Here is a 23492-nt window from a genome sequence, read left to right as displayed (position 1 = left end):
GCGCATGACCGATCCATCCCTGGAACACGCACCGTCTGCGCTCGAAGGTGACGGGCTGCGCCCGCAGCTGGCCGAGCTGGTCGCGCTGCGCCGGCTGGCGCAGCGGCCACCGCCGCCGCGACGTGGACGCACCGGCAATGCAGGGCAGGCGCCGTCCCCGCTGCGCGGCCGCGGCATGGAGTACGCCGAGTCGCGCGAGTACGTGGCCGGCGACGACGCGCGCCACATCGACTGGCGCGTGACCGCACGCACTGGCCGGGCCCACACCAAACTGTTCCAGGCCGAACGCGAGCGGGTCAGCCTGATCGTGGCCGATACCTCGCCGGCGCTGTACTTCGGCACCCGCGTGCGCTTCAAATCAGTGCAGGCCGCACGCGCCGGTGCTGTTGCCGCATGGTCGGCGCAGCGCCGTGGCGACCGTGTGGGCGCGCTGCGTGGCAGCGACCGCGAAGCGCCGATCGCGCCTGCAGGTGGGCCACGCGGCGTATTGCGCGTGCTCGACGCGCTGACCCGCTGGTATGCACAGCCGCCGGCCGATGATCTGGGCCTGGAGCGCGCGCTGGATCATGCCGGTCGTGTGCTGCGCCCCGGGGCACGCATGCTGGTGCTGGCCGATCCGCAGCAGGCCATCCGCATTCCACCTGCGCGCTGGAGCGCGCTGGCCCAGCATCACGACCTCAGCCTGGTGCTGCTGGTCGATCCGCTGGAACTGCATCCTCCCTCGGCGGCGCTGCAGTTCCAGACTGCACAGCAGCGTATCGGTCTCGACCTGCGTCGCAGCGAGGTGCAGGCACATTGGCAGGCGCATTTTGTCGAGCCGCTGCAGGAACTGCGACGCCAGCTCGGCGCGCGCCGCGTCGACGTGCAGGTGCTGTCCTCCGATGCGCCCAGCGACGCCTGGCTGGCGCCGTCGCCGACCGAGGTGCCGGCATGAGCGCGGCTCTGCCGCTGCGCGATGTGCAGCTGCCACCGGCGCCGTCATGGTGGCCGCCCGCCCCCGGTTACCTGATGATCGGCGCGGTGGTCGTGCTGGTGCTGCTGGTGATCGCCGTGGTGATGTGGCGACGTCGCCGCCGTCGCCAGCACTGGTTGCAGCAATTCGATCAGGAACTGGCAACTACCAGCGACGCCGCGGCCGAACTGGCGGCCATTGCGGGGCTGCTGCGCCGTGCCGCACGCCATGCGAAGCCGGGCAGCGAATCGTTGCGCGATGATGCCTGGTGGCAACGCCTGGACCCGCAGGGCACCTTGCCCGATGCGCGCCGCAGTCTGCTTGCCGAAGGCGCCTATCGCCCGCACGTCGACAGCAACGACGTGGCCGCTGTGCGCAGCTGGGCCCGCGAACGCTATCTGGCGATGCTGCTGGAGCGTCGTCGATGAACCTGTGGACGACCTATTGGCCATGGCCGGACCTGCAGCTGGCATGGCCGCTGGCTTTGCTGGCGCTGCCGTTGCCGCTGCTGATGCATTGGTGGAAGCGCCGTGCAGAACCGGGCGCCGCACTGCGTGTGCCTTATGCGGCTGCCGAACTGGAAGCGCTGTCTGGTGGCGGCCGTGTTGACGTGTCGTGGCTGCGCACGTTGCTGCTGTGGCTGGGCTGGTGTGCACTGTGCATCGCGCTGTCGCGACCGCAGCAGCTGGGCGAAGCGATCACGCCGCCGCAGCAGGGGCGGCAGATGATGCTGGCGATGGATGTGTCCGGCAGCATGGGCGAGGGCGACATGGTGCTGGGCGGCCAGGCGGTCGATCGCCTCACCGCGGCCAAGGCCGTGCTGGCCGACTTCCTTGATCGTCGTGCCGGCGACCGCGTCGGCCTGCTGATCTTCGGCGACCGCGCCTACACGCTCACGCCGCTGACCGCAGACTTGGCCAGCGTGCGCGACCAGCTGCGCGACAGCGTGGTCGGCCTGGCCGGGCGCGAGACCGCCATCGGTGATGCCATCGGCCTGGCAGTGAAGCGCCTGCGCAGCCAGCCGGAGGGGCAGCGCGTATTGATCCTGTTGACCGATGGTGTCAGCAATGCCGGTGTGCTGGAGCCGTTGCGCGCTGCGGAAGTGGCGCGCGCCGAGGGCGTGCGCATCCACACGGTCGCGTTTGGCGGCGATGGCAGCATGCGGTTGTTCGGCATTCCGATTTCCACCGACCAGGATCCGGTCGATGAGGCCACCCTGAAGAAGATCGCCAGCATGACCGGTGGCCAGTTCTTCCGTGCGCGGGACACCGCGCAGCTGGCCGGCATCTATGCCGAGCTCGATCGCCTGGAGCCAGTGGCCGCAAAGGGCCCGAGCCTGCGCCCGCGCGAGGAACGCTATGCGTGGCCGTTGGGCCTGGCATTGCTGCTGGGCGCATTGGCATGGCTGTGGCCGGAGCGTCGCCGATGATCGCGTTTGCTTCGAATCTTCCCGATTGGAACGCGCTGCACTTCCTGCGGCCCGAGTGGTTGTGGGCACTGCTGGCGCTGCCACTGATCATCGCGTTGGCGCTGTACCGGCAACGGCGCAGTGATGTGTGGCGGCAGGCGGTGGACGCGCACCTGTTGCCGCACCTGCTGGCCGCCGGTGCAAGGCGGCGGGCACGTTTGCCCTGGGTGTTGCTGCTCGGCTGGACACTGGCGTCGCTGGCCATGGCCGGGCCGAGCTGGCGCCAGCAGGCACAGCCGATGTTCCAGGCCAGCGCACCGTTGCTGGTGGTGCTGGACCTGTCCAGCCGGATCACCGCAACCGATCTGCCACCGTCGCGCCTGCTGCAGGCGCGGGCGAAAGTGGGCGAGCTGCTGCGCGCGCGCCAGGGCGGGCAGGTGGGGCTGGTGGTGTATGCCGATGATGCCTACACGGTGGCACCGCTGACCGACGACGGCAGCAACGTCGCGCTGTATCTGGATGCGCTGTCGCCGGACGTGATGCCGCGCGATGGCCAGCGTGCCGACCGCGGCATCGACTGGGCAACACGCTTGATGCGGCAGATCGGTGCGCTGCAGGGGCAGATCCTGCTGGTCAGCGATCAGGCGGATAGCGAAGCTGCACTGGCGGCGGCACAGGCGCGCGGCCTGGGCTTGCAGGTGTCGGTGCTGGGACTGGGCACGCCTGCCGGTGCGGCCTACCGCGATGGCAGTGGGCAGATCCGCCAGGCTGCGCTGGATGAGGGCAGCCTGCGTGCGGTAGCCACTGCAGGTGGCGGCCGCTATGCACGCATCTCCGCCGATGACAGTGATCTTCGTGCGCTCGGTGTACTCGACGCGCGCGAAGGCACGGCGGCGCAGCGGCCGGGCGAAGGCAAGCAGTGGCGTGACGAAGGCTTCTGGCTGCTGCCGCCGGTGATGCTGCTGGCATTGCTGGCCTTCCGTCGTCGCGCGGTGCTGGCCGCGGTGCTCGCGGTCGGCCTGCTGCCATGGATGAATGACGCGCAGGCGCAGGCCCCTGCGACGCCTGCCTCGCAGCCGGTGCAGGGCACGCTGTGGAAGCGAAGCGACCAGGTGCAGCACCAGCGCCTGGCCGAGGGGGTTCAGGCTTACCGCAAGGGCGACTTCGCCACTGCACGCAAACAGTTCGAAGGCATCGACAACGATGCCGGTTGGTACAACCTGGCCAACACACTGGCACGCGAAGGCAACTACGACGACGCGATTGCTGCCTACGACCGTGCGCTGGCACTGCATCCGGGCATGGCCGATGCGGTGGCCAACCGTGCCGTGGTCGATGCCGCACGCAAGCGCAAGCAATCCGGTGGCGGCCAGGGCCAGGATCAGCAGAAGCCGCCGCAGAACGGGCAGCAGAAGCAACCACAGAGCCCGCAGCGCCAGCAGAACCCACAGGGGCAGCCGCAGCAGGGCCAGCAGAATCCCAGCCAGGGCCAGCCGTCGTCGGGCCCGCAGGACCCGCCCAAGGCGGGTGACAACAACGCGCAGTCGAAGCCTCAGCCTGGCGAGCGTGGCCGCGATGGCCAGCAGGCACCGCCACAGGTGGAGGATGCCAAGGCGCAGGCGCAGGCCGATGAGCAGCAGCGCCAGCGCATGCAGCAGGCAATGCAGCAGGCACGTGAGGGCAAGGGCGAGCAGGAGGGCAAGCCCGTGCCAGGCAGCGAGGGCGCCACCCCGCGCCAGCGCGAGGAGCAACAGGCCGTGGAGGCGTGGATGCGACGTGTGCCGGATGATCCGGGCGCATTGCTGCGGGCCAAGTTCCAGCTGGAAAACGAACGCAGGAAGAGGGAAGGGCGATGACGCGGGCGATCAACATGCACGGGCGCTGGCCACTACAGGTACTGGCGGCACTGCTGCTGTGGCTGCCGCTCCTCGCCTGGGCGCAGCCGCGCGCGTGGCTGGACCGCGACCGCATCGCGATGGGCGATACGGTCACCCTCAATGTCGAGAGCGACCAGGGTGCCCCGGACTTCACGCCATTGCGTACCGACTTCGACCTGAGCGGGCAGACCAGCAGCCGCCAGGTGGAGTGGAGCAATGGCAGCATGCAGCAGCGCAATCTGTATGGCGTGGCGCTGACGCCGCGGCGCAGCGGTGCGCTGGTGGTGCCGGGCCTGCAGGTGGGCAGTGTGCGCACCGCGCCGCTGACGCTGCAGGTGGATGCGGCCGCAGTGGCGGGGCCGGACAGCAATGCGATGGCCTTCATCGAAACCGTTGTCGATGACGATACGCCGTATGTGCAGCAGAGCGTGGGCGTGGTGGTGCGCCTGTATTTCGCCTCGCAGCTGGCCTCCGGCGAACTGGTGCTGGATACCCCCGCGGGCGCGTCGTTGCAGCGCGTAGGCGACGACCGCACCGATGTGCGCCAGGTCAACGGGCGCCGCTACAACGTGGTCGAACGGCGTTTCCTGCTGATCCCCGAGCGCAGTGGCGCGTTGAAGCTGGCCGGTGCGCGTTTCAGTGGCCGCAGCGCCGGTGGCTTCTTCGATGATTTCTTCGGCGGTGGCGACGGTCGCATGAATGCCACCAGCGCCGACCGCACGCTGCAGGTGCAGGCACAGCCGGCGCAGGCGCCGCAGCCGTGGCTGCCCCTGCAGAGCCTGCAGCTGCGCTACACCAGTGCACCGACCAGTGCCCGCACCGGTGAGGCCGCCAACGTGGTGGTCGAAGCGGTTGCCGAAGGCGCGACGCGCGCGCAGTTCACCGACCTGCCGGTGCCGGATGTCGGCGCCAATGCGCAGGTGTTCGCCGAACCGGCACAGTACGAAGAGACCTTCAACGGCAGCACGCCACGCCTGAAGATCACCCGCCGCTATTCGATCGTGCCGCGCCAGCCGGGCGCGCTGGTGGTGCCGGGGCCGCGCCTGCCGTGGTGGGATGTGCGTAACGGCAAGGCGCAGGAGGCGAAGCTGCCGGACCTGACGCTGGCCGTCGCGGCCGGCACCGGTACTGGCACTGCCTCACCGGCACCGTTGCCGCCGATCGACACCGACGCCGCGCTGCCGGGCGCCGATGGCCAGGACAGCCGCATCGCGGCGACCGATCCGCGTGCCAGCGGCCTGTCCGAGCGTCCGTGGCCGTGGATGGCGGCGGCCATCGGCCTGGCGTTGCTGTGGCTGCTGACCCTGCTGTGGGGCTGGCAGCGCGGTCGCCGCCAGCGTACGGCGGCACCTGCAGCCGGCAAACCCTCTGTGCCGACTGTGGCGAGCGGGCGTGCCGGCTTGGCCGAACTGCGCCGCGCGCTGGATGGCGAGGGCTTCGACCAGGTGGAAGCACAGCTGTGTGCGATGGCCGGCGTTGAACGCATCGAGCAGGTCATCGCGCGGCTTGGGGATGCAGCCCAGCGCCAGGTGCTGCAGGACCTGCAGCAGGCACGCTGGGGCGGGCAGGGTGATCTGGCGCCGCTGCGTGCGCGCCTGCGCGAGGTCTTCCGTGACGGACCGCACTGGTCGGCGGCCGCAGGCACCGCCGACACTGGCCTGGCGCCGCTGTATCCACCGCGGCGAACCTGAACCGGCGCCGCTTGCGCGCTTTGTTAGAGTGCATTCATTTTTCGAGGAAACCCGCGTATGACAGCAGCTGCTGCCGACAAGAAGAAGTTGCCCCTGCATTGGAAGATGGGCATCGGCTTTGCGATCGGCCTGGTCCTGGGACTGATCGTGCACGCCCTGGGCGGCAGCGTCGATGGTCTGCAGGCCGGTGCCAAGTGGGTAATGGACTACGTCACCACCCCGGCGTCGGGCCTGTTCCTCAACCTGATCTTCATGCTGATCGTGCCGCTGATCTTCTCGGCGCTGATCATGGGCGTGTCGGAGATGGGCGACATCCGCGCCCTCGGCCGCATCGGCTGGAAGACGCTGGCCTACACCGTGCTGCTGTCCGGCATCGCGGTGGGCATCGGCCTGGTGCTGGTCAACGTGCTCAAGCCGGGCGCCGGTGTCGACCCGCAGGTCGCCGCGATGATGCTGTCGGAGAACGCCGAGCGCAGCAAGGAGATCGTCGCGGGCATCCATGGCACGCCGAAGGGCATGGACATGTTGCTGTCGATCGTGCCGAGCAACGTGCTGCAGGCGGCCTCGGACAACGGCGCGATCCTGTCGCTGATGTTCTTCGCGCTGATGTTCGGCATCGGCATGGTGCTGACCGACAACGAGAAGGTCGCCCCGCTGCGCCGCGCCATCGAAGGCGTGTTCGAAATCTCGATGACCCTGATCAACCTGGTCATCCGCCTGGCCCCGTATGCGGTGGCCTGCTTCATGTTCAACCTGGCTGCACTGTTCGGCTTCGAGCTGATCATCCGCCTCGGTGCCTACGTGGGCGTGGTGGTGCTGGCGCTGGGCCTGCACATGATCGTGACCTACGGTACCGCGGTGTGGTTGTCCGGTCGCTCGCCGCTGTCGTTCTTCCGCGATACCCAGGAAGCGACGGTGATGGCGTTCTCCACCGCCTCCAGCAATGCCACCCTGCCGACCGCACTGCGCGTGGCCGACCAGATGGGCCTGCCGCAGCGCGTGTCGCGCTTCGTGCTGACCGTGGGCGCCACCGCCAACCAGAACGGCACCGCGCTGTTCGAGGGCGTGACGGTGATCTTCCTGGCCCAGTTCTTTGGTGTGGACCTGAGCATTGGCCAGCAGATCATGGTGATGGCGGTCTGCATCCTCGGTGGCATCGGCACCGCCGGCGTACCGTCGGGCTCGCTGCCGGTGGTGGCGATGATCTGCGCGATGGTCGGCGTGAACCCGCTGGGCATCGGCCTGATCCTGGGCGTGAACCACTTCCTGGACATGTGCCGCACGGCGTTGAACGTGACCGGCGACCTGGCCCTGACCACGCTGGTGGCCAAGGGCGAGTCCCACGACGGCCCGGCGCTGGGCCCACAGCAGGACTGAGTCCGGGGCCACTGCTGGCGACCTGATCGGGGTCGGATTCCTTTCCGCAGGGAAAGGGCTCTGACCCCTTTTCACATGCGGAATCCGGCGGAGATCATGAAGTGCCGGCCAGCGACCGGCACGACCAGGCAAGGTGAACCGACCCCCCGCCCGGCGACTATGGGACAATAGGCCGCCCGCACGTCCGCGGCCGCCTCCCGATTCCGACAGAACCATGACGCAGCCTACCCGTCGCCAGTTGGCCAACGCCATCCGCTTCCTTGCCGCCGATGCGGTTGAAACCGCAAAATCCGGCCACCCCGGCATGCCCATGGGCATGGCCGACATCGCCGAAGTCCTCTGGAACGACTATCTCCGCCATAACCCGAGCAATCCGCACTGGTTCAACCGCGACCGTTTCGTGCTGTCCAACGGCCACGGTTCGATGCTGCAGTACGCGCTGCTGCACCTGAGCGGTTACGACCTGCCGATCGAGCAGCTGAAGCTGTTCCGCCAGCTGGGCAGCCACACCGCCGGTCACCCGGAACGCCACGAGACCCCGGGCGTGGAAACCACCACGGGCCCGCTGGGCCAGGGTTTCGCCAACGCCGTGGGCTTCGCTCTGGCCGAGAAGCTGCTGGCACAGCGCTTCAACCGCCCGGAGCTGGAAGTGGTCGACCACCGCACCTGGGTGTTCATGGGCGATGGCTGCCTGATGGAAGGCGTGTCGCATGAAGCGGCCTCGCTGGCTGGCACCTGGGGCCTGCACAAGCTGGTCTGCTTCTGGGACAACAACCACATCTCCATCGACGGCAACGTCGAGGGCTGGTTCACCGACAACACCCCGGAGCGTTTCGAGGCCTACGGCTGGAACGTGGTCCGCGACGTCGATGGCCACGACCCGGAAAGCATCAAGGCCGGCATCGAGGCCGCGCTGTCGCAGAGCGACAAGCCGACCCTGATCTGCTGCCGCACCACCATTGGTTTTGGTTCGCCGAACAAGGCGGGCAAGGAATCCAGCCACGGCGCACCGCTGGGCAAGGACGAGCTGGAAGCCACCCGCAAGCAGCTGGGCTGGGAATACGGTCCGTTCGAGATCCCGCAGGCGATCTACGATGGCTGGCGCGCCAATGGCGCCGGCACCCTGCGCCAGGCCGAGTGGGAACAGCTGTTCGACAAGTACGCCAGCCAGTACCCGGCTGAAGCGTCCGAGCTGACCCGCCGTTCGCACGGCGAGCTGCCGGCCGACTTTGTTGCCAAGGCCGATGCCTACATCGCCCAGGTGGCCGCTGAAGGCCCGACGATCGCCTCGCGCAAGGCCTCGCAGCTGGCCATCGAAGCTTATGCCCCGCTGCTGCCGGAAATCGTCGGCGGCTCGGCCGACCTGGCGCATTCCAACCTGACCCTGTGGAAGGGCAGCAAGTCGGTCGCCAGCGACGACGCCAACGCCAACTACGTGTACTACGGCGTGCGCGAGTTCGGCATGACCGCGATTGCCAATGGCCTGGCCCTGCACGGTGGTTTCATTCCGTTCGACGCCACCTTCCTGGTGTTCAGCGATTACGCCCGCAATGGCGTGCGCATGAGCGCCCTGATCCCGGCCCACGCCATCCACGTGTACACCCACGACTCGATCGGCCTGGGCGAAGACGGCCCGACCCACCAGCCGGTGGAGCACCTGGCCTCGCTGCGCTACATCCCGAACAACGACGTGTGGCGTCCGTGCGATGCGGTCGAGTCGGCGGTGAGCTGGAAGGCCGCGATCACCCGCCAGGACGGCCCGAGCTGCCTGGTGTTCAGCCGCCAGAACCTGCCGCACCAGCCGCGCAACGCCGAGCAGATCGCCCAGATCGAGCGCGGTGGCTACGTGCTGGCCGATGCCGCCGGTACCCCGGACGTGATCCTGATCGCCACCGGTTCGGAAGTCTCGCTGGCCACCGAAGCCAAGGCCCAGCTGGACGCGGCCGGTATCAAGACCCGCGTGGTCTCGATGCCGTCCACCGACGTGTTCCTGCGACAGGATGCGGCCTACCGTGAATCGGTGCTGCCGAACGCCGTGCGCAAGCGCGTGGCCGTGGAAGCCGGCGTCACCGGTTTCTGGCGCCAGTTCGTTGGCCTGGACGGTGCGGTGATCGGTATCGACACCTTCGGTGCCTCGGCCCCGGCCGACCAGCTGTACAAGCACTTCGGCATCACCACTGCCCACGTGGTGGAAGCCGCCAAGGCGCTGTAAGCAGCCTCTCGGCGCAACAAAGGAAAGGCCGGCGCAAGCCGGCCTTTCTCGTTCTCCTGAGTAGAGAAAAAGGGGACGGAGGGGATTAAGTCGTTTGTGCACATGCGACTTAATCCCCTCCGTCCCCTTTTCCTTTGCCCGGAATGCTCCACCCGGCGGCACCAGTGTCGCGTTGGCCTCTTCATCTGACCTGCATTCTTTGCGAAAAGAAGGACCTGCCGAGGGACCCTCAGAAGTGGTCATGGACAAGAAGAGCGGCGCAGAAACCCATGGTGGATTTGCGGGGTGTAAGGTGATGCCTTACATTGGCGCCGCATGATCGTCAGCTTCAGGCATAAGGGCCTGAAGGCGCTCTATGAGCGGGGCGACATTTCCGGAGTCCGTGCCGATCATGTGGCCCGGTTGCGGCGTTTGCTTCTGCAGCTGGATCAGGCCCGCGTGCCTGGGGACATGGGGCTGCCCGGAAATCGCCTGCACCCCCTGCGCGGGAGCTATAGCGGCTACTGGGCTGTAAGTGTCTCGGCGAGTTGGCGACTGGTGTTCCGCTTTCGTGGGCTCGACGTCGAATTGGTTGATTACCTTGATTACCACTAGGAGTCTGCTCGATGCCGTTGCATGATCCGCCGCATCCCGGGGAATCGCTGCGCGAAGACATCCTGCCAGCAATCCGTATGTCGATCAGTGCGCTGGCGCAGCATCTTGGCTACTCGCGCGGACAGCTGTCGACGATCATCAACGGGCACGCCGGCATCTCCGCGGAACTCGCATTCCGCCTTGAGCTTGCAGGTCTGGGCAATGCCCGCATGTGGCTGGCGATGCAGGCGGCATACGACCTGTGGCAGGTCGAGCATCGAGCGCATCCACCGATTGCCCGTCTGTATCTTGAGGATGCAGTGAGGATAGAGCGGTAGATCCACGCCATGCGTGGATGAAAAAGAGGGGACGGAGGGATCAAGTCGTTTGTGCACAAACGACTTGATCCCTCCGTCCCCTTTCTTTCAGGCGGTGCGTGCCAGTGCCAGCCGCAGCAGGCGTGCGTCCAGGCGTTCGGCGAAATCCTTCGGTGCCTGCAGGCCCATGCGCTGCAGGTACACCGCATCGCCATCGCCGGCGGGTTGGCGCAGCGCTGCCCAGACCGTGCGCAGCTTGTCGCCGCGGGTCTGCGTGTTGGCCTTCAGCCAGCCCAGCGCCTTCACCAGCACCTGCTCGATCTCGTTGAAATCGCTGCCCAGTGGATAGTCGGGCAGGCTGCCATCGGCGCGGAATGGGGCCAGTGCCGTCGCCAGTGCCTGCGGCGTGTTGCGCTGCTGGCGCTGCGGATCCGGTTGCGTGGCCGCCAGCAGCTTGCGCGAAGCGTGTGCCTGCTGCAGCAGGCCGCCCTGGAACGGGGCCTCGGTGATCGCGGTCATCGCATGCACGCAGTCCTCGTCGGTCAGGCCGCGCAGATCGGCGATGCCGTATTCGTTGAGGTAGATGTCGCGCAGGTGGCGCGGAATGGTGGTGTGGCCGTAGTTCCAACGCACGTTCGATTCGCGCTGGCCCTTGTCATCGCGCGCGGCGCGGAACATCAGCACGCTGCGGGCTTCCGGCAGCGCATGTGCCATCGCCACGAAGTTGTACTGGCCGCCTACACCGGATACCACGCGTCCATCGTCCAGCGCGTCCGACACCGCCGCGCCCAGCGCGGTGGCCATCATGCAGGAGTTGAAGAAGCGCGCATGGCGGCGCTGCAGGCGCTCCAGCGTCTCGTTGCCGCCGTACAACTGGTTGATCTCGCTGATCCGGCGCATGCCGATCGCACGGCACTCGTCTTCCGGCAGCGTGCGCAGCCATTCGTAGAATTCCGGCGAACCCAGGTAGAACGCGCCGTGGAGGTACTCGCCTTCGGCAGCCAGGGTGGCGTGGTCGATCGACAGCGTGCTGCCATTCTCGATGCGCTGCATCAGCGCCAGGTCGTCGTGCACCTTGCGCTTGATCACCCCGGTCTGCACCAGCCTGCGGAAGCCTTCGTTGAGCATCTCGCTGCAGCCGTACAGTCCCACTTCGAACGGGTCCACACCACCGATTTCCTGCACCAGCGGATGGCTGGCCAGCTGCGGATCCAGCGCATGCAGCACGCGGCGGTAGCGCGCGTTGTCGGTGTGGCGCAGCACCAGCGCATGGCTGAGTGCATCAGCCAACGTGCCGATGCCGATCTGCAGGGTGCCGCCGTCGCGCACCAGCGTGCTGGCGTACAGGCCGATGGCGTAGTCGGCATCGCCGACCGGCTGCCGCGGCAGCCCGAACAGCGCCGGGTACGGCGGAGGCGGAGTGATCACCAGATCGAAGAACGACACATCGACCGTGGCCGTGCCGCCGAGGTAGGGCAGCTGCGGATCGATTTCGGCGATCAGCAGCGGGCGCGGCAGCCCGCGAGCGGTCATCGCATCCAGCGTGTCCTGGGTGATGTCGTTGTTGCACGACAGCGAAAGCCGACGGTCATCCGGCCGCATCGCCACTTTCTGCACGATCACCTGCGGCGCGCGCTGCGCCACCGCATCGGCGGCGTGGGTGTAGTTCAGGCTGGTATAGCTGGACTGCGCCTGGCGCGAACCGAGCAGGGCGCCGGACTGCATGTAGAACTCTTCCTCCTGCACATGCGCTGGCAACGCGTCGCGTGCGATCGCATCGGCATAGGCCAGGCGCGGGAAATCGTCGCCGAAGTGACGCTGCGCGAACGGGGCCATGAAGCGTGCTTCCAGGCCGTTGCCGCGCGCCTTCGGTGGATTCAGTGACAACGCGGTATACAGCTGCAGCGGCCGCGAAGGGTCGTGCTCGACACGTGCGTAGAGGGCATTGAGCAACCGATGCGGCTTGCCCAGTGCCAGCGGTGCCCCGATCCGCAGCGGCCCGTCCACGCGCGCAAACAACCAGTCGACGGCGGCGTCCAGGTCGGTGAGGTGTTCGGTCATGCGCGGCGGTCCTGCGTCTGGGGGAGTGCGGGCATTACAGCATGTCGGGCTTGAACCGCCGTCGACGCGAGACTTCCGCGCCGGACACCATGAACTGCCCATCGCCGCGGTAATGCACCGTGCGCGGCAGCTTCGGCCGGGGCGCAACATGGGCGCGCACGATTTCCCAGATGAACAGGTTGCTCGACGCCACCTGGCTGTCGTCGTACAAGCGGCATTCGAAGCTCGAATGGCATTGGCCGACCAGCGGCGCGCCGACCTCGCGCGCGGGCAGCGCGTCGAGCTTGAAACGGGCGAACTTGTCGACCTCGCGGCCACTGCAGTTGCCGATGTCCACCACCGTATCGAGCAGCTCCACGCCGGGCACGTTGATCACGCACTCGCCGCTGCCACGGGCCAGCGCGTGGCTGTGGTTCGCGTCCCACAGGTAGGTGGCGACCAGCGAAGGCGAGAAGCCCATCACCATGTGCCAGCCCATCGTCATCAGGTTGCGCTGGCCGCGCCAGGCGGTGCTGACCAGCACGATCGGGCCGGGTTCGAGGAAGCGACGGGCCTGCTCGACCGGGAACTCCTTCTTGGGCAGCGCTTTCATCCGGGGCCTGGGGCGGGAGGAATCGATGCTCGCGCAGCCGGGATGAACCCGGAGTCGAGGGGCTTGACAGGAGATTTGATTACGCGCGTAATCGAAACGTCGATTACGGATGTAAACAATGACCCCGATCAGCGAAGCCGAAGCCGTTGTGATGGAGGTGCTGTGGCAGCAGGCACCGCGTAGCGCCGACGAGGTAGTGGCCGCGCTGGCCCATCGTGACTGGGCCGAGCCGACCATCAAGACCCTGCTCAACCGCCTGCTGACCAAGGGCGCGATCGCCGCCGAGCGCGATGGCCGACGCTACCTGTACCGGCCGCTGCTGCAGCGCCAGGCGTGGGTGGAGGCGCAGAGCCAGGACTTCATTGGCCGTGTGTTCGAAGGACGCGTGGCGCCGTTGGTGGCGCACTTCAGCGAGCGCGGCCAGTTGAGCGCGCAGGACATCGCCGAACTGAAGAAGCTTATCCAGGAGCTGGACCATGACTGAGCTGCTCGACGGACTGTGGCAGGCCAGCCTGTGGCTGGCAGTGGGGGTGGTCCTGCTGGCGATGCTGCGGCCATTGCTGGTGCGGATGGGGGGCGCTGGGTTGGCCTACCGCAGCTGGTGGCTGCTGCCGATGCTGCTGGTGGCACTGATGCTGCCGTTGCCACAGGTTGCGTTGTTGCAGCAGGTACCCACGCTGCCGCTGAAAGTGATGCCGGGGGCCACCGACGGTGGAGCGGGTGGGTCGGTGCCTGGGGCTGGACTGTTGCTGCTGGCCTGGGCGCTGGGCATGGGCCTCTGCCTGCTGCGCGACCTGCGCGCACAGCGTCGTTTCGAACGATGCATGGGCCCACTGAAGCCGCGCACCGATGGCAGCTGGCAGGCCAGCGGCGATCCTGGCCTGCCCGCGCTGGTTGGCCTGTGGCGCCCACGGATCGTGGTCGGTCCCGACTTCGACCAGCAGTTCACTGCGCAGGAACAGGGCCTGATCCTGCAGCACGAGCACAGCCACCGGCGCAATGGCGATCACTGGGCCAATGGGGCGCTGCTGCTGGTGCGCGCGGTGTTCTGGTTCCACCCGCTCCTGCCGTGGGCTGCGGGCCGCTTCCTGCGCGACCAGGAACTGGCCTGCGACGCCCGCACCATGGCCCCGCAGCCGGCGCTGCGCGGCCTCTACGCCAGCACGCTGCTGAAGGCGCAGCTGGTCCATCCGGTTGCGCCCGCGGTCTGCCATTGGCGCAGCCAACCCGTGTTGAAGGAGCGTGTTGCCATGTTGAAGCAGTCCAAGCGGAAGGCATTGCCGTGGGTGTCCGGGCAGGTGCTGGTGGTCGGGTTGTGCGTGGGCATGGGAGCGGTGGCGTGGGCGAGCCAGGGCGGCACGGCCGGGAGTCCGAGGATCGGTGTCGAGCCGTACGCGACTGCGGAAGAAGATGCGGCCAAGGCTGGACTGGATCGTCCGATCCAGGTCGACAAGATGCCACCGCCGTCCTATCCGAAGTCTGCGGTCGAGCAGCGCCAGGTGGGCGTGGTGAACCTGCGCGTGGAAGTGGACGCCAAGGGCCATCCCACTGACGTCCAGGTGCTCAGTGCTACCAATCCGGGTGTGTTTGATGCGGTCTCGATTGCTGCGGCGCGCAGCTGGACCTATCGGCCGGCGATCAAGCATGGCCAGCCGGTTGCAGGGGCGGTGAAGATTCCGATCACCTTCGCCATGGACGACGCTGAGGACGCGAAGTGAAGTGTGCGCCGCTGCTCATGACGGTGGCGCTGTTGGCAGGATGCGCGAGCCAGGAGCGGCTGACCATGGTGGATACCCGCAGTGAGAATGTCGGCCATCAGCGCCTGCAGCCACAGGCGGGCGGTGGCAGTGGACAGTTGCAGGTGTATTCGCTGGGTGCGACCGAGGGCTACCGGATGCCACAGCTGTACGCGGCACCGGACCCGGAGGTCGGCGATCGTGACCCGCGCGCGGAACTGGCGCCGACCACCATCTGCCTGCAGGTGGTGGTTGATGCGCAGGGCAGCGTCGAACGCAGCATGCCGCTGACCGATCGCCAGGACTGCGCCGCAGGGGCTGCACGCGAGAATGCGCCTCTGCTGCAAGCTGCTCAGGAGGCGGTGGCGATGTGGAAGTACTCGTCCGCAGCGGTCTGCCACTTCGCGGCTGGCAAGGTGCCTGCCAACCGCGGCGACTGTCGCGGCGCCGAACGGGTCGAGCCGGTGGCGGTGACCCTGCAGTACGCCTTCACCTTCGAGATCGTGAAGGGCCGGCATGTGGTGCGGACGCAGGGAAAATGATCGCTCACGGTCCGTGATGGAAACCGATGGCGCCGGGCTCTGCCCGGCGTACCTCAGGCCCCGCCCTGGATGTTGGCCTTCACCGCCGGTTGCATCAGCTTGGGTTCTTCCAACGTGGCATCGCGTGCCTGGCGCACGCTGACGAACTCCGCCTCGGCCACGCCGTCATGCACGTGGATGTTGTGCGCGCGCTGTTCGCCGACGGTGGTTTCGTTGGCGAAATCACGGCCGCCTGGGCCGTAGTCGTGGCAGACGAACACGCGGGTGGCATCGGGCAGCGCCAGCAGACGCTGGATCGAGCGGTACAGCTGTGCGGCATCACCGCCCGGGAAGTCGCAGCGGGCAGTGCCGCCGTCGGGCATGAACAGCGAGTCGCCGGTGAACAGCGCATCGCCGATCAGGTAGGCGATGCTGTCGCTGGTGTGGCCGGGCACGGCGATCACCTGGCCGCGCAGTTCGCCAAGCGCAAAGGTCTCGCCATCGCTGAACAGATGATCGAAGATCTCATCTGCACCTGGAAGCTGCAGGCCATAGCGTGGCGCGAAGGTCGCCTGCACCGCGCGGATGCCCTCACCGATGGCCAGCGTGGCTTGCGGAAAGCGCTGCTTGAGCCGGCGCCCGGCCGACACATGGTCGGCGTGGGCATGCGTCTCCAGCAGCCAGCGCAGCTGCAGGCCCTGTTGCTCGATGGCCTGCAATGCCGCGCGCAGCGGTGATTCGCTGCTGGCGTCGGTATCCGGGTCGTAGTCCAGGACCGGGTCGATCAGCGCCGCCTCGCCGCTGGCCGGGTCGCTGACCAGGTAGCTGAAGGTATTGCTGTCACGGTGGAAGAACGACTGCACCTGGACCGGCATCGGAACCCTCCTCAGCGCGTGCCGAGCACGCGGTTCAGCAACTGCGCCAGGTTTTCACCGGCCAGTCGCAGCTGCGCTTCGGCCAGCGGCCGGTAGCGCTCGGTATATTCGTCACCGATTTTATGCGAGGCCGGATAAACGCCAGCTTGCATGGAGATGCGGCAGCTGGCTTCGGCCCACGTCTGCGGGTCGCGCTGCGGGTTGGACTGGCGCGCCAGCTTCGGTGCGCGCTGGCTCTGCAGAAGCGGCAGGTAGCCGGCATCGTCCAGCTTGCGGGTGTTGAGCATGCCGCTGTCCCACAGTGAATGCAGGTTGGTACCACGGTTGCCGAACTGCAGCTGGAAATCGTTGCCGCCCTTGTCGTGGGCATAACCGGCGTGCATCGGCTGGTGGATATCGCCGACCAGATGCACGACGAACTTCAGTGCCTGCAGGCGCTCGCCATCGGTCAGGCTGCGATCGCCGAGGATCGCGCTCTGTGCCTTCAGGGCCTCGACGATGCAGTTGCCATTCTTGCAGTGCTTCGGTGCTTCGTAATGGCAGTTGTCTTCGGCGATGTTGACGTAGTGCCAGCCGGCCGAGCGACGGCCCAGGCCCGGATCCTTTGCACGCAGCTGGTCGGCCCACGGCGCGATGCTGGCCAGGGTGGCATCCGGTTCGATGGCCAGCAGGCGGTCCACTTCGGCGCGGGCGGTGGGGGTGAGTCGGGCGTCTGCGACTTCGGCGACAAGGCGGTGGCCTTGCGCGCCCCAGGCATGGGCGGGGGCGGAGACGGACAGCAGGGCCGGCGCCAGGGCGGCGGCGAGGAAGAGGGAGTGCAGGGCTTTCATGCGCACATTCTAGCGGGGTAGGTGGATTGAGGAGCGGCGCGTTCCTGTTCCGAAGTGGGAGCACAGCGGGAGGGGCGGCGTGTCCCGGCTCTGCTCCCCGCCTCGCCCCAGCTCCGGAACCGCTTCAGTCCCAGCAACAAAAAAAGCCCCGGCAATCACCGGGGCAACATGCTGCGAGGGTTTTGCTGGTAGCGGGGGGGCGGGGGCGAAGCCCCCGCACTCAACACACCGCTTAGAACTTGAAGACGTACGACGCGCCGTAGACCAGCGGATCGATGTTGACCGTGCCGATCTTCTCGCCGTTCAACTTCACCTTGCTGTCGATGTCGATCCAGCGCATGTCCACGCGCAGTGCGCCCTTCTCGCCGATCGCGAAGTCCACGCCGGCGTGTGCGGCCAGGCCCCACGAATCCTGCAGCTTCAGCTTGCTGCCAGCCAGCGCACCGGTGGTGTCTTCGCTGAAGAAGGTCGTGTAGTTCACGCCCGCGCCGACGAACGGCGACACCTTGCCCTTGCTGTTGAAGTGGTACTGCAGGGTCACCACCGGCGGCAGCTGCTTGGTGCTGCCCACGCGGCCCAGGCCGTTGATGTTGATGTCGTGCTTGAACGGCAGCGCGGCCAGCACTTCGATACCCAGGTTGTCGGCGATGAAGTACTCACCGGTGATGGTCGGCTTGACGTCGTTGTCGACGTCGACCTTGAGGGTGCCGCCGGCCAGCCAGCCGTTGTTCGACTTCGGCGCCACCTGGTGGACGCCGGCCGAGACGGTCCAGTCGCCCTTGGACTGGGCCATGGCCGGGGCGGCGGCGAGCGACAGGGCGGCGGCCAGGCTGGCCACGATCAGGGGGGAGCTCTTGCGCATGGGGGTGTTCTCGTTGCTGGGTGGATGGGGCCAGTGTCGGCCTCACGCCGCGCTAACGCTTTGATCCGGATCAAATCCTGTCCGCCGGCCTGCTGCCGGCCCCGGCCGGCCCACGGTGGCCAGCCCCGGTTTGCTAGACTTGTGGGCCCTATCCATCCCGCCGCACCTGTCGCGGCCGCAGGAGCTTGAGAACATGGCAATCAAGGTTGGTATCAACGGTTTCGGTCGCATCGGGCGTAACGTCCTGCGCTCGGCGGTGCTGAACTTCGGCGACGACATCGAAATCGTGGCCATCAACGATCTGCTGGAGCCGGACTATCTGGCGTACATGCTCAAGTACGACTCCGTGCACGGCCGCTTCAAGGCCGACGTGGCGGTGCAGGGCAACGATCTGCTGGTCAATGGCAAGAAGATCCGCCTGACCCAGGAACGCGACCCGGCCAACCTGAAGTGGGACGAAGTCGGCGCCGACGTGGTGCTGGAAGCCACCGGCCTGTTCCTGACCAAGGAAACCGCGCAGAAGCACATCGATGCCGGTGCCAAGAAGGTCATCATGTCGGCCCCGTCGAAGGACGACACGCCAATGTTCGTGTTCGGCGTGAACGACAAGACCTACGCCGGCCAGGCGATCATCTCCAACGCCTCGTGCACCACCAACTGCCTGGCCCCGCTGGCCAAGGTCATCAACGACAAGTGGGGCATCAAGCGTGGCCTGATGACCACCGTGCATGCGGCCACCGCCACCCAGAAGACCGTCGATGGCCCGTCCAACAAGGACTGGCGCGGCGGCCGTGGCATCCTGGAAAACATCATTCCCTCGTCCACCGGTGCGGCCAAGGCCGTCGGCGTGGTCATCCCGGAACTGAACAAGAAGCTGACCGGCATGAGCTTCCGCGTCCCGACCTCGGACGTGTCGGTGGTCGACCTGACCGTCGAGCTGGAAAAGGAAGCTACCTACGCCGAGATCTGCGCTGAAGTGAAGGCACAGAGCGAAGGCCCGCTGAAGGGCATCCTGGGCTACACCGAAGACAAGGTCGTGGCCACCGATTTCCGCGGCGAAACCTGCACCTCGGTGTTCGACGCCGATGCCGGCATCGCCCTGGATGGTACCTTCGTCAAGCTGGTGACCTGGTACGACAACGAGTGGGGCTACTCGAACAAGTGCCTGGAAATGGCCAAGGTCATCGCCGCCAAGTAAGGCCGGCGCAGATCGTAGACGGACCCCGGCCTGGCCGGGGTTCGTCGTTTATGGGACCCACCCTGTCGTAGCATGGGGCGGTCGACCGCTGCCGCTGGGGCGCGGGAACGCAATGGAAGCACGCAATGGAAGCACTGATCGCCCTGGTCGTACTGGTCCTGTTGGCCATCCCGCTGCTGCTGGTCGTGGCGCTGGTGATGATTTCCGGCCTGCGCCGCCGCGTCGCGGCGCTGGAAAGCGCCATGGCCGCCGCGCCTGCCACCGCCAGGCCGGCCGCTACCGCGCCCGCGCCTGAACGGCCTGTGGCCACGCCTGCGGCCGGCGCCGATCCACCGTTCCTGCGGCCGGTCGCCGCTGCTGCGCCGCAACCCCCGCAGCCACCGGTGCGCGACGCAGCGCCGACCGAGGCGCCTGTTCCCCGACCTGCTGCGCCACCGCCGGTACCACCCGTTCCGGTGCAGCCGCCGCTGCCTTCCGAACCGGCACTGCCCAACGCCATCGAGCGCGGCATCGGTGCGGTCAAGCGCTGGTTTACCGAAGGCAACGTGCCGGTCAAGATCGGCATGCTGGTGCTGCTGGCCGGTGTCGCGGCACTGCTGAAGTACGTCAGCGACCAAGGCTGGCTGGTGTTGCCGATCGAGCTGCGCCTGGCCGGCATCACCGTGGGTGCGCTGGGCCTGCTGGCCTTCGGCTGGCACCAGCGCGAGCGCCGGCGCCTGTTTGCGCTGGCGTTGCAGGGCGGTGCCATCGGCGTGCTGCTGCTGACCATCTTCGCGGCATTCAAGCGCTTCGACCTGATTCCCCCGGGCTTTGCCTTCGTCAGCTCCATTGCACTGGTGGCCGGGCTGTGCGTGCTGGCGGTGGTGCAGAACTCGCGCACGCTGGCCGTGCTGGGCATCCTGGCCGGCTTCATGGCACCGCTGTGGCTGTCCACCGGCAGTGGCAACCACGTGGGGCTGTTCAGCTATTACGCCGTGCTCAATGCGAGCATCTTCGCCATCGCCTGGTTCCGCCCATGGCGCGCGCTGAACCTGCTGGGCTTCGCCTTCACCTTCGGCATCGGCACGTTCTGGGGCGTGCTGCAGTACGCACCGGACAAGTTCAGCAGCACCGAGCCGTTCCTGGTGCTGTTCTTCGTGTTCTACCTGCTGATACCGCTGCTGTACGCGCGCCGCCAGCCGGCCGGCCGGCGCGACCTGATCGATGGCAGCCTGGTGTTCGGCACGCCGCTGGTCGCGTTCTCGCTGCAGGCGGGCATGCTGCACGAGCAGCCGATGACGCTGGCACTGTGCGCGCTGGGCCTGGCCGCGATCTACGCGGTGCTGGCGCGTGCGCTGATCGCGCGTGCGTCGTACACCGTGCTGGCGCAGTCGCATGCGGTGCTGGCGGTGGGCTTCGCCACGCTGGCGGTGCCGCTGGCATTGTCGGCGCGCGCCACCGGTGCCGTGTTTGCACTGGAAGGTGCAGGCCTGGCCTGGTTGGGGCTGCGCCAGAAGCGCTGGCTGCCGCAGGTGTCCGGAGCGTTGCTGCAGATCGGCGCCGCGTTCGCCTTCGTTGCCGGCGGTGACCACTGGCACGAAGACCTGCGCTTCCTGATCAACCCGACCGCCATTGGCGCGCTGTTGCTGGCCCTGGCCGGCTTCGCGTCGGCGTGGAGCTATCAGCGCAGGCCGCGTCATGAGGTCGCACTGGTGTATTACCTGTGGGGCCTGCTGTGGTGGTTGGGCGGCCTGGTCCATGAGATCACCCGCTTCTTCCCCTACCGCACCGAAGTGGACGCGTTGCTGGTGCTGGCTGCGGTCACTGCCTGGCTGGCCGCCGAAGTGCAGCGTCGCCAGCCGGCGCGTGCGCTGGGCGTGACCGCACTGGCCATGCTCGCGCTGGGCTTCCCGCTGGCGCTGATGCAGAGCGATGCGCACCACCAGCCGTTCGCCGGCTACGGCGCGCTGGCCTGGGCGGTGTTCGCGGTGCTGGGCGTGCGTACCCTGCTGTGCCTGCGCAAGGGCGGTGACACCGTGGCCCGCATCGCGCAGTTCCTGTGGTGGCTGCTGTGGCCGTCGCTGCTTTCGCTGCTGGCCCTGTGGGGCGGTGGCGAAGCCGATCTGGCGCAGGGCTGGACCACCCTGCTGGTGACCTTGCCGTGGCTGCTGATGGCGGCGCTGTCGCTGTGGCGCTGGAACGCGCTGCGCTGGCCGCTGGGGCAGGCCTTCGACAGCGTGCGCGTGCCGCTGCAATGCGTGCTGTTCGGCCTGTTGTCGATCGGATGGTTGTTCGGCCAGCTGCTGCCGGGCGACGCCGCGCCGCTGTTGTGGCTGCCGGTGCTGAATCCGGCCGAGATCGGCCAGTGGTTGAGCCTGCTTCTGCTGGCGCGCTGGCTGTACGGCGATCAGCGACCACAGGCGCCGCAGGCATTGCTGAACATCCGCATGCCGCTGCTGGCACTGGCGGCCTTCGTCGCACTGACCAGCCTGGTGCTGCATGGCGTGCACCAGTGGGGGGGGCTGACCTGGAACGCGTCGATGATGCGCTTCAGCCTGGCGCAGACCAGCCTGACCGTGTTGTGGAGCGTGCTGGGCGTGATTGCCTGGGTGTGGGGTTCGCGTCGTGGCCAGCGTGTGTTGTGGATGGTCGGTGCCGTGCTGATGGGCGTGGTGCTGGCCAAGCTGGTTGTTGTCGATCGCCAGCACCTGGGCAATCTGCTGGGCATCGCATCGTTCATCGCCTATGGCCTGCTGTGCACGGTTGTGGGTTATCTGGCACCGGCACCGCCGAGCGCGGCGCCGTCCGTGGAGGAAAAGCAATGAGGAAGTGGAGCAGGGCGCTGCTGCCGGCGATGTTCGGCATGCTGGCCGCCGTCGTGGTGCAGGCGGCCGACTACCGCACGCAATATGCCGAGCAATGGCCGCTGACGTTGTCCAGCGCGCAGTCCGGTGCTTACCGCATCGTGCTGGAGCCGGCGATCTACCGCCGAGCCGTGAGCCCCGACCTCAGCGATCTGCAGGTGTTCAACGCGGCCAGCCAGTTGTTGCCGTCGGCACTGCTGGCACCGGACCAGCCGCTGGCGCAACCGCCGGTGCAGCGTGAACTGCCGTGGTTCGCGTTGCCGCCGCTGGCCGATGCCCAGCGCAACGACCTGCAGCTGCTTACCGAACGCGATACCGATGGCCGCGTGCGCCGGGTCGAGGCACGGGTGAGTGGCGGGACGGTGGCGAACGGGCAGGGTGGTTGGCTGATCGACGCCAGCATGCTCGACCAGCAGCCGCTGGCAGCGCTGGTGCTGGACTGGGCCGACAGCGGGCAGCCACTGCAGGCACAGGTGCAGCTGGACGCCAGCGACAACCTGCAGCACTGGCGCTCGATTGGCAGCGACGTGCCCCTGGTGGATCTGCAGCGCGCCGGCAAGCGCCTGCTGCAGCGCCGCCTGCAGGTGGACGGCACTGCACGCTACCTGCGCATCCTGGCGCAGGGCGATTCGCGCCTGCCGACCCTGCGTGGCGTACTGGCGGAATTGCCGCCAGCGCCGGCGACGCTGCCGTGGGAATGGCTGTCGCTGGAGCCGACGTCGAAGGGCAAGGGCGAGTACACCTTCGAGATGGATGGCCGGTTCCCGGTGGCGCGCGCCGATGTGGCCAGCACCGACAACAGCCTGGTGCAATGGACGCTGTTCAGCCGCGATGATGAGAGTGCGGAGTGGCAGCGCCGCAGCGCGCCGTGGATCGCGTACCAGGTGCAGCAGGGCACGCAGGGCCAGCGCCAGCAGTCGGCGGCGCAGCCGCTGGGCGGCGTGCACCGCGACCGCTACTGGAAGCTGGTGGCGAATCCGGCGGAAACCGCCACCGCGCCGACACTGCGCCTGGGCTACCAGCCGGAAGTGCTGGTGTTCCTGAGCCAGGGGGCAGCGCCCTACGCACTGGCGGTGGGTAGCGCGACCGCACACCGCACGGACGCGCCGATCGGGGTGCTGATCGAAGAGCTGCGGCAGCGCAATGATCCGTCGTGGCAGCCGACGCTGGCGCGACTGGAAGGCAGCCCGGAGCCGCTGGCGGGCGATGCGGCGCTGAAGCCGCAGCACGATTGGAAGGCGTGGTTGCTGTGGGCGTTGTTGGGGCTGGGTGTGCTGGTGGTGGGTGGCCTGGCGCTCAGCCTGCTTCGGCAGAAGCCTGCGCCTTCGGAATAGGTTCCAGCGAACGGCGCAGCCCCTCGTGGGTGGGGTTGGTCGTGTAAAGCAACAGCCGCGCTTGGCCGGGCGGGGTGGGTTCGCGGGGGACGCCGCGAACCCACCCCGCCCGGCCTCTGACAGTTTCCGTGTGCGTCCATCCACGGAAGAGAAAGAAGAAGAGCAAGAGCGGAAGCGGGTCGCTTCGCTCGACGGCCCTCGGGGTCAGATCCGTTTTCCGCAGGAAAACGGAT

20 protein-coding genes are annotated in these 23492 nt (G+C 67.6%); 15 read left to right on the top strand and 5 right to left on the bottom strand.

All coding sequences use genetic code 11. The features are described 5' to 3' along the window. The first annotated feature begins 4 nt into the window (after positions 1-4). The 9 genes from ACUZUJ_RS17755 (at position 5) to ACUZUJ_RS17715 (ending at position 10428) form a co-directional block, all read left to right on the top strand. The gene (locus ACUZUJ_RS17755) at positions 5-934 is read left to right on the top strand and encodes a DUF58 domain-containing protein (RefSeq protein ID WP_049442713.1); all 930 of its coding nucleotides are present in this window, start codon (positions 5-7) and stop codon (positions 932-934) included. Beyond that, a complete protein-coding gene (locus ACUZUJ_RS17750; RefSeq protein ID WP_049442712.1) occupies positions 931-1380 on the top strand; it encodes a DUF4381 family protein in 450 nt (149 codons plus the stop codon). Before ACUZUJ_RS17755 ends, ACUZUJ_RS17750 begins: the two co-directional genes overlap by 4 nt. After that, positions 1377-2381 carry a vWA domain-containing protein gene (locus tag ACUZUJ_RS17745; RefSeq protein WP_049442711.1) on the top strand — a complete coding sequence of 335 codons (1005 nt, stop codon included), beginning with the start codon at positions 1377-1379 and terminating at the stop codon, positions 2379-2381. Before ACUZUJ_RS17750 ends, ACUZUJ_RS17745 begins: the two co-directional genes overlap by 4 nt. Further along, the gene (locus tag ACUZUJ_RS17740) at positions 2378-4216 is read left to right on the top strand and encodes a VWA domain-containing protein (RefSeq protein WP_049442761.1); all 1839 of its coding nucleotides are present in this window, start codon (positions 2378-2380) and stop codon (positions 4214-4216) included. Before ACUZUJ_RS17745 ends, ACUZUJ_RS17740 begins: the two co-directional genes overlap by 4 nt. Next, the gene (locus ACUZUJ_RS17735; RefSeq protein WP_458220743.1) at positions 4213-5928 is read left to right on the top strand and encodes a BatD family protein; all 1716 of its coding nucleotides are present in this window, start codon (positions 4213-4215) and stop codon (positions 5926-5928) included. Before ACUZUJ_RS17740 ends, ACUZUJ_RS17735 begins: the two co-directional genes overlap by 4 nt. Positions 5929-5985: 57 nt before the next feature. Next, a complete protein-coding gene (locus ACUZUJ_RS17730) occupies positions 5986-7305 on the top strand; it encodes a dicarboxylate/amino acid:cation symporter (RefSeq protein WP_014038312.1) in 1320 nt (439 codons plus the stop codon). 214 nt (positions 7306-7519) lie between these two features. Next, positions 7520-9517, top strand: coding sequence for a transketolase (gene tkt, locus ACUZUJ_RS17725; protein ID WP_049442708.1), 1998 nt, complete (start codon positions 7520-7522; stop codon positions 9515-9517). A gap of 315 nt (positions 9518-9832) precedes the next feature. Further along, positions 9833-10111: a type II toxin-antitoxin system RelE/ParE family toxin gene (locus tag ACUZUJ_RS17720; RefSeq protein WP_093999576.1), complete on the top strand. Its 279-nt coding sequence runs from the start codon at positions 9833-9835 to the stop codon at positions 10109-10111. 11 nt (positions 10112-10122) lie between these two features. Continuing rightward, complete coding sequence (locus tag ACUZUJ_RS17715) at positions 10123-10428, top strand: HigA family addiction module antitoxin (protein WP_049442706.1); 306 nt, start codon at positions 10123-10125, stop codon at positions 10426-10428. An 87-nt stretch (positions 10429-10515) separates the two neighbouring features. On the opposite strand, the gene ACUZUJ_RS17710 is transcribed toward ACUZUJ_RS17715, so the two are convergent. After that, positions 10516-12468, bottom strand: a complete 1953-nt coding sequence (locus ACUZUJ_RS17710; protein WP_458220744.1) for an acetyl-CoA hydrolase/transferase C-terminal domain-containing protein — start codon at positions 12466-12468, stop codon at positions 10516-10518. 34 nt (positions 12469-12502) lie between these two features. Beyond that, positions 12503-13060, bottom strand: a complete 558-nt coding sequence (locus ACUZUJ_RS17705) for a flavin reductase family protein (RefSeq protein ID WP_101766006.1) — start codon at positions 13058-13060, stop codon at positions 12503-12505. A gap of 118 nt (positions 13061-13178) precedes the next feature. Between ACUZUJ_RS17705 and ACUZUJ_RS17700 the strand changes: the two genes are divergently transcribed. The 3 genes from ACUZUJ_RS17700 to ACUZUJ_RS17690 are packed head-to-tail and all read left to right on the top strand — an operon-like array spanning position 13179 to position 15338. Further along, a complete protein-coding gene (locus ACUZUJ_RS17700; RefSeq protein WP_012481135.1) occupies positions 13179-13544 on the top strand; it encodes a BlaI/MecI/CopY family transcriptional regulator in 366 nt (121 codons plus the stop codon). Continuing rightward, the gene (locus ACUZUJ_RS17695) at positions 13537-14778 is read left to right on the top strand and encodes a M56 family metallopeptidase (protein ID WP_049442703.1); all 1242 of its coding nucleotides are present in this window, start codon (positions 13537-13539) and stop codon (positions 14776-14778) included. Before ACUZUJ_RS17700 ends, ACUZUJ_RS17695 begins: the two co-directional genes overlap by 8 nt. Further along, the gene (locus tag ACUZUJ_RS17690) at positions 14775-15338 is read left to right on the top strand and encodes a hypothetical protein (RefSeq protein ID WP_049442702.1); all 564 of its coding nucleotides are present in this window, start codon (positions 14775-14777) and stop codon (positions 15336-15338) included. Before ACUZUJ_RS17695 ends, ACUZUJ_RS17690 begins: the two co-directional genes overlap by 4 nt. 53 nt (positions 15339-15391) lie before the next feature. Here ACUZUJ_RS17690 and ACUZUJ_RS17685 read toward each other — a convergent pair whose 3' ends face one another. The 3 genes from ACUZUJ_RS17685 to ACUZUJ_RS17675 form a co-directional block, all read right to left on the bottom strand. After that, on the bottom strand, positions 15392-16192 hold the full coding sequence (locus ACUZUJ_RS17685) for an MBL fold metallo-hydrolase (protein ID WP_049442701.1): 801 nt from the start codon (positions 16190-16192) through the stop codon (positions 15392-15394). Positions 16193-16203: 11 nt separating this feature from the next. Further along, the gene (locus tag ACUZUJ_RS17680; protein ID WP_101766004.1) at positions 16204-17022 is read right to left on the bottom strand and encodes a S1/P1 nuclease; all 819 of its coding nucleotides are present in this window, start codon (positions 17020-17022) and stop codon (positions 16204-16206) included. Positions 17023-17254: 232 nt separating this feature from the next. Further along, entirely contained in the window at positions 17255-17884 is a 630-nt protein-coding gene (locus ACUZUJ_RS17675) for an OmpW/AlkL family protein (protein ID WP_049442699.1), read from the bottom strand. 193 nt (positions 17885-18077) lie between these two features. Between ACUZUJ_RS17675 and gap the strand changes: the two genes are divergently transcribed. The 3 genes from gap (at position 18078) to ACUZUJ_RS17660 (ending at position 23259) form a co-directional block, all read left to right on the top strand. Beyond that, positions 18078-19082 carry a type I glyceraldehyde-3-phosphate dehydrogenase gene (gene gap, locus ACUZUJ_RS17670; protein ID WP_049465610.1) on the top strand — a complete coding sequence of 335 codons (1005 nt, stop codon included), beginning with the start codon at positions 18078-18080 and terminating at the stop codon, positions 19080-19082. 125 nt (positions 19083-19207) lie between these two features. Next, complete coding sequence (locus ACUZUJ_RS17665) at positions 19208-21886, top strand: DUF2339 domain-containing protein (protein WP_458220745.1); 2679 nt, start codon at positions 19208-19210, stop codon at positions 21884-21886. Further along, a complete protein-coding gene (locus ACUZUJ_RS17660; RefSeq protein ID WP_510468050.1) occupies positions 21883-23259 on the top strand; it encodes a DUF3999 domain-containing protein in 1377 nt (458 codons plus the stop codon). Before ACUZUJ_RS17665 ends, ACUZUJ_RS17660 begins: the two co-directional genes overlap by 4 nt. The last annotated feature ends 233 nt before the right edge of the window (positions 23260-23492 follow it).

The sequence above is a fragment of the Stenotrophomonas sp. S4 genome (assembly GCF_054187805.2).
The sequence above is the reverse complement of the archived record's forward strand: the minus strand, read 5'-3'. Positions and strand labels throughout refer to the sequence as shown.

Bases quoted from the DNA above. Each gene is read 5' to 3' on its own strand.
- ACUZUJ_RS17755 (WP_049442713.1), top strand. From the start codon at position 5: ATGACCGATCCATCCCTGGAACACGCACCGTCTGCGCTCGAAGGTGAC.
- ACUZUJ_RS17750 (WP_049442712.1), top strand. From the start codon at position 931: ATGAGCGCGGCTCTGCCGCTGCGCGATGTGCAGCTGCCACCGGCGCCG.
- ACUZUJ_RS17745 (WP_049442711.1), top strand. From the start codon at position 1,377: ATGAACCTGTGGACGACCTATTGGCCATGGCCGGACCTGCAGCTGGCA.
- ACUZUJ_RS17740 (WP_049442761.1), top strand. From the start codon at position 2,378: ATGATCGCGTTTGCTTCGAATCTTCCCGATTGGAACGCGCTGCACTTC.
- ACUZUJ_RS17735 (WP_458220743.1), top strand. From the start codon at position 4,213: ATGACGCGGGCGATCAACATGCACGGGCGCTGGCCACTACAGGTACTG.
- ACUZUJ_RS17730 (WP_014038312.1), top strand. From the start codon at position 5,986: ATGACAGCAGCTGCTGCCGACAAGAAGAAGTTGCCCCTGCATTGGAAG.
- tkt (WP_049442708.1), top strand. From the start codon at position 7,520: ATGACGCAGCCTACCCGTCGCCAGTTGGCCAACGCCATCCGCTTCCTT.
- ACUZUJ_RS17720 (WP_093999576.1), top strand. From the start codon at position 9,833: ATGATCGTCAGCTTCAGGCATAAGGGCCTGAAGGCGCTCTATGAGCGG.
- ACUZUJ_RS17715 (WP_049442706.1), top strand. From the start codon at position 10,123: ATGCCGTTGCATGATCCGCCGCATCCCGGGGAATCGCTGCGCGAAGAC.
- ACUZUJ_RS17710 (WP_458220744.1), bottom strand. From the start codon at position 12,468: ATGACCGAACACCTCACCGACCTGGACGCCGCCGTCGACTGGTTGTTT.
- ACUZUJ_RS17705 (WP_101766006.1), bottom strand. From the start codon at position 13,060: ATGAAAGCGCTGCCCAAGAAGGAGTTCCCGGTCGAGCAGGCCCGTCGC.
- ACUZUJ_RS17700 (WP_012481135.1), top strand. From the start codon at position 13,179: ATGACCCCGATCAGCGAAGCCGAAGCCGTTGTGATGGAGGTGCTGTGG.
- ACUZUJ_RS17695 (WP_049442703.1), top strand. From the start codon at position 13,537: ATGACTGAGCTGCTCGACGGACTGTGGCAGGCCAGCCTGTGGCTGGCA.
- ACUZUJ_RS17685 (WP_049442701.1), bottom strand. From the start codon at position 16,192: ATGCCGGTCCAGGTGCAGTCGTTCTTCCACCGTGACAGCAATACCTTC.
- ACUZUJ_RS17680 (WP_101766004.1), bottom strand. From the start codon at position 17,022: ATGAAAGCCCTGCACTCCCTCTTCCTCGCCGCCGCCCTGGCGCCGGCC.
- ACUZUJ_RS17675 (WP_049442699.1), bottom strand. From the start codon at position 17,884: ATGCGCAAGAGCTCCCCCCTGATCGTGGCCAGCCTGGCCGCCGCCCTG.
- gap (WP_049465610.1), top strand. From the start codon at position 18,078: ATGGCAATCAAGGTTGGTATCAACGGTTTCGGTCGCATCGGGCGTAAC.
- ACUZUJ_RS17665 (WP_458220745.1), top strand. From the start codon at position 19,208: ATGGAAGCACTGATCGCCCTGGTCGTACTGGTCCTGTTGGCCATCCCG.
- ACUZUJ_RS17660 (WP_510468050.1), top strand. From the start codon at position 21,883: ATGAGGAAGTGGAGCAGGGCGCTGCTGCCGGCGATGTTCGGCATGCTG.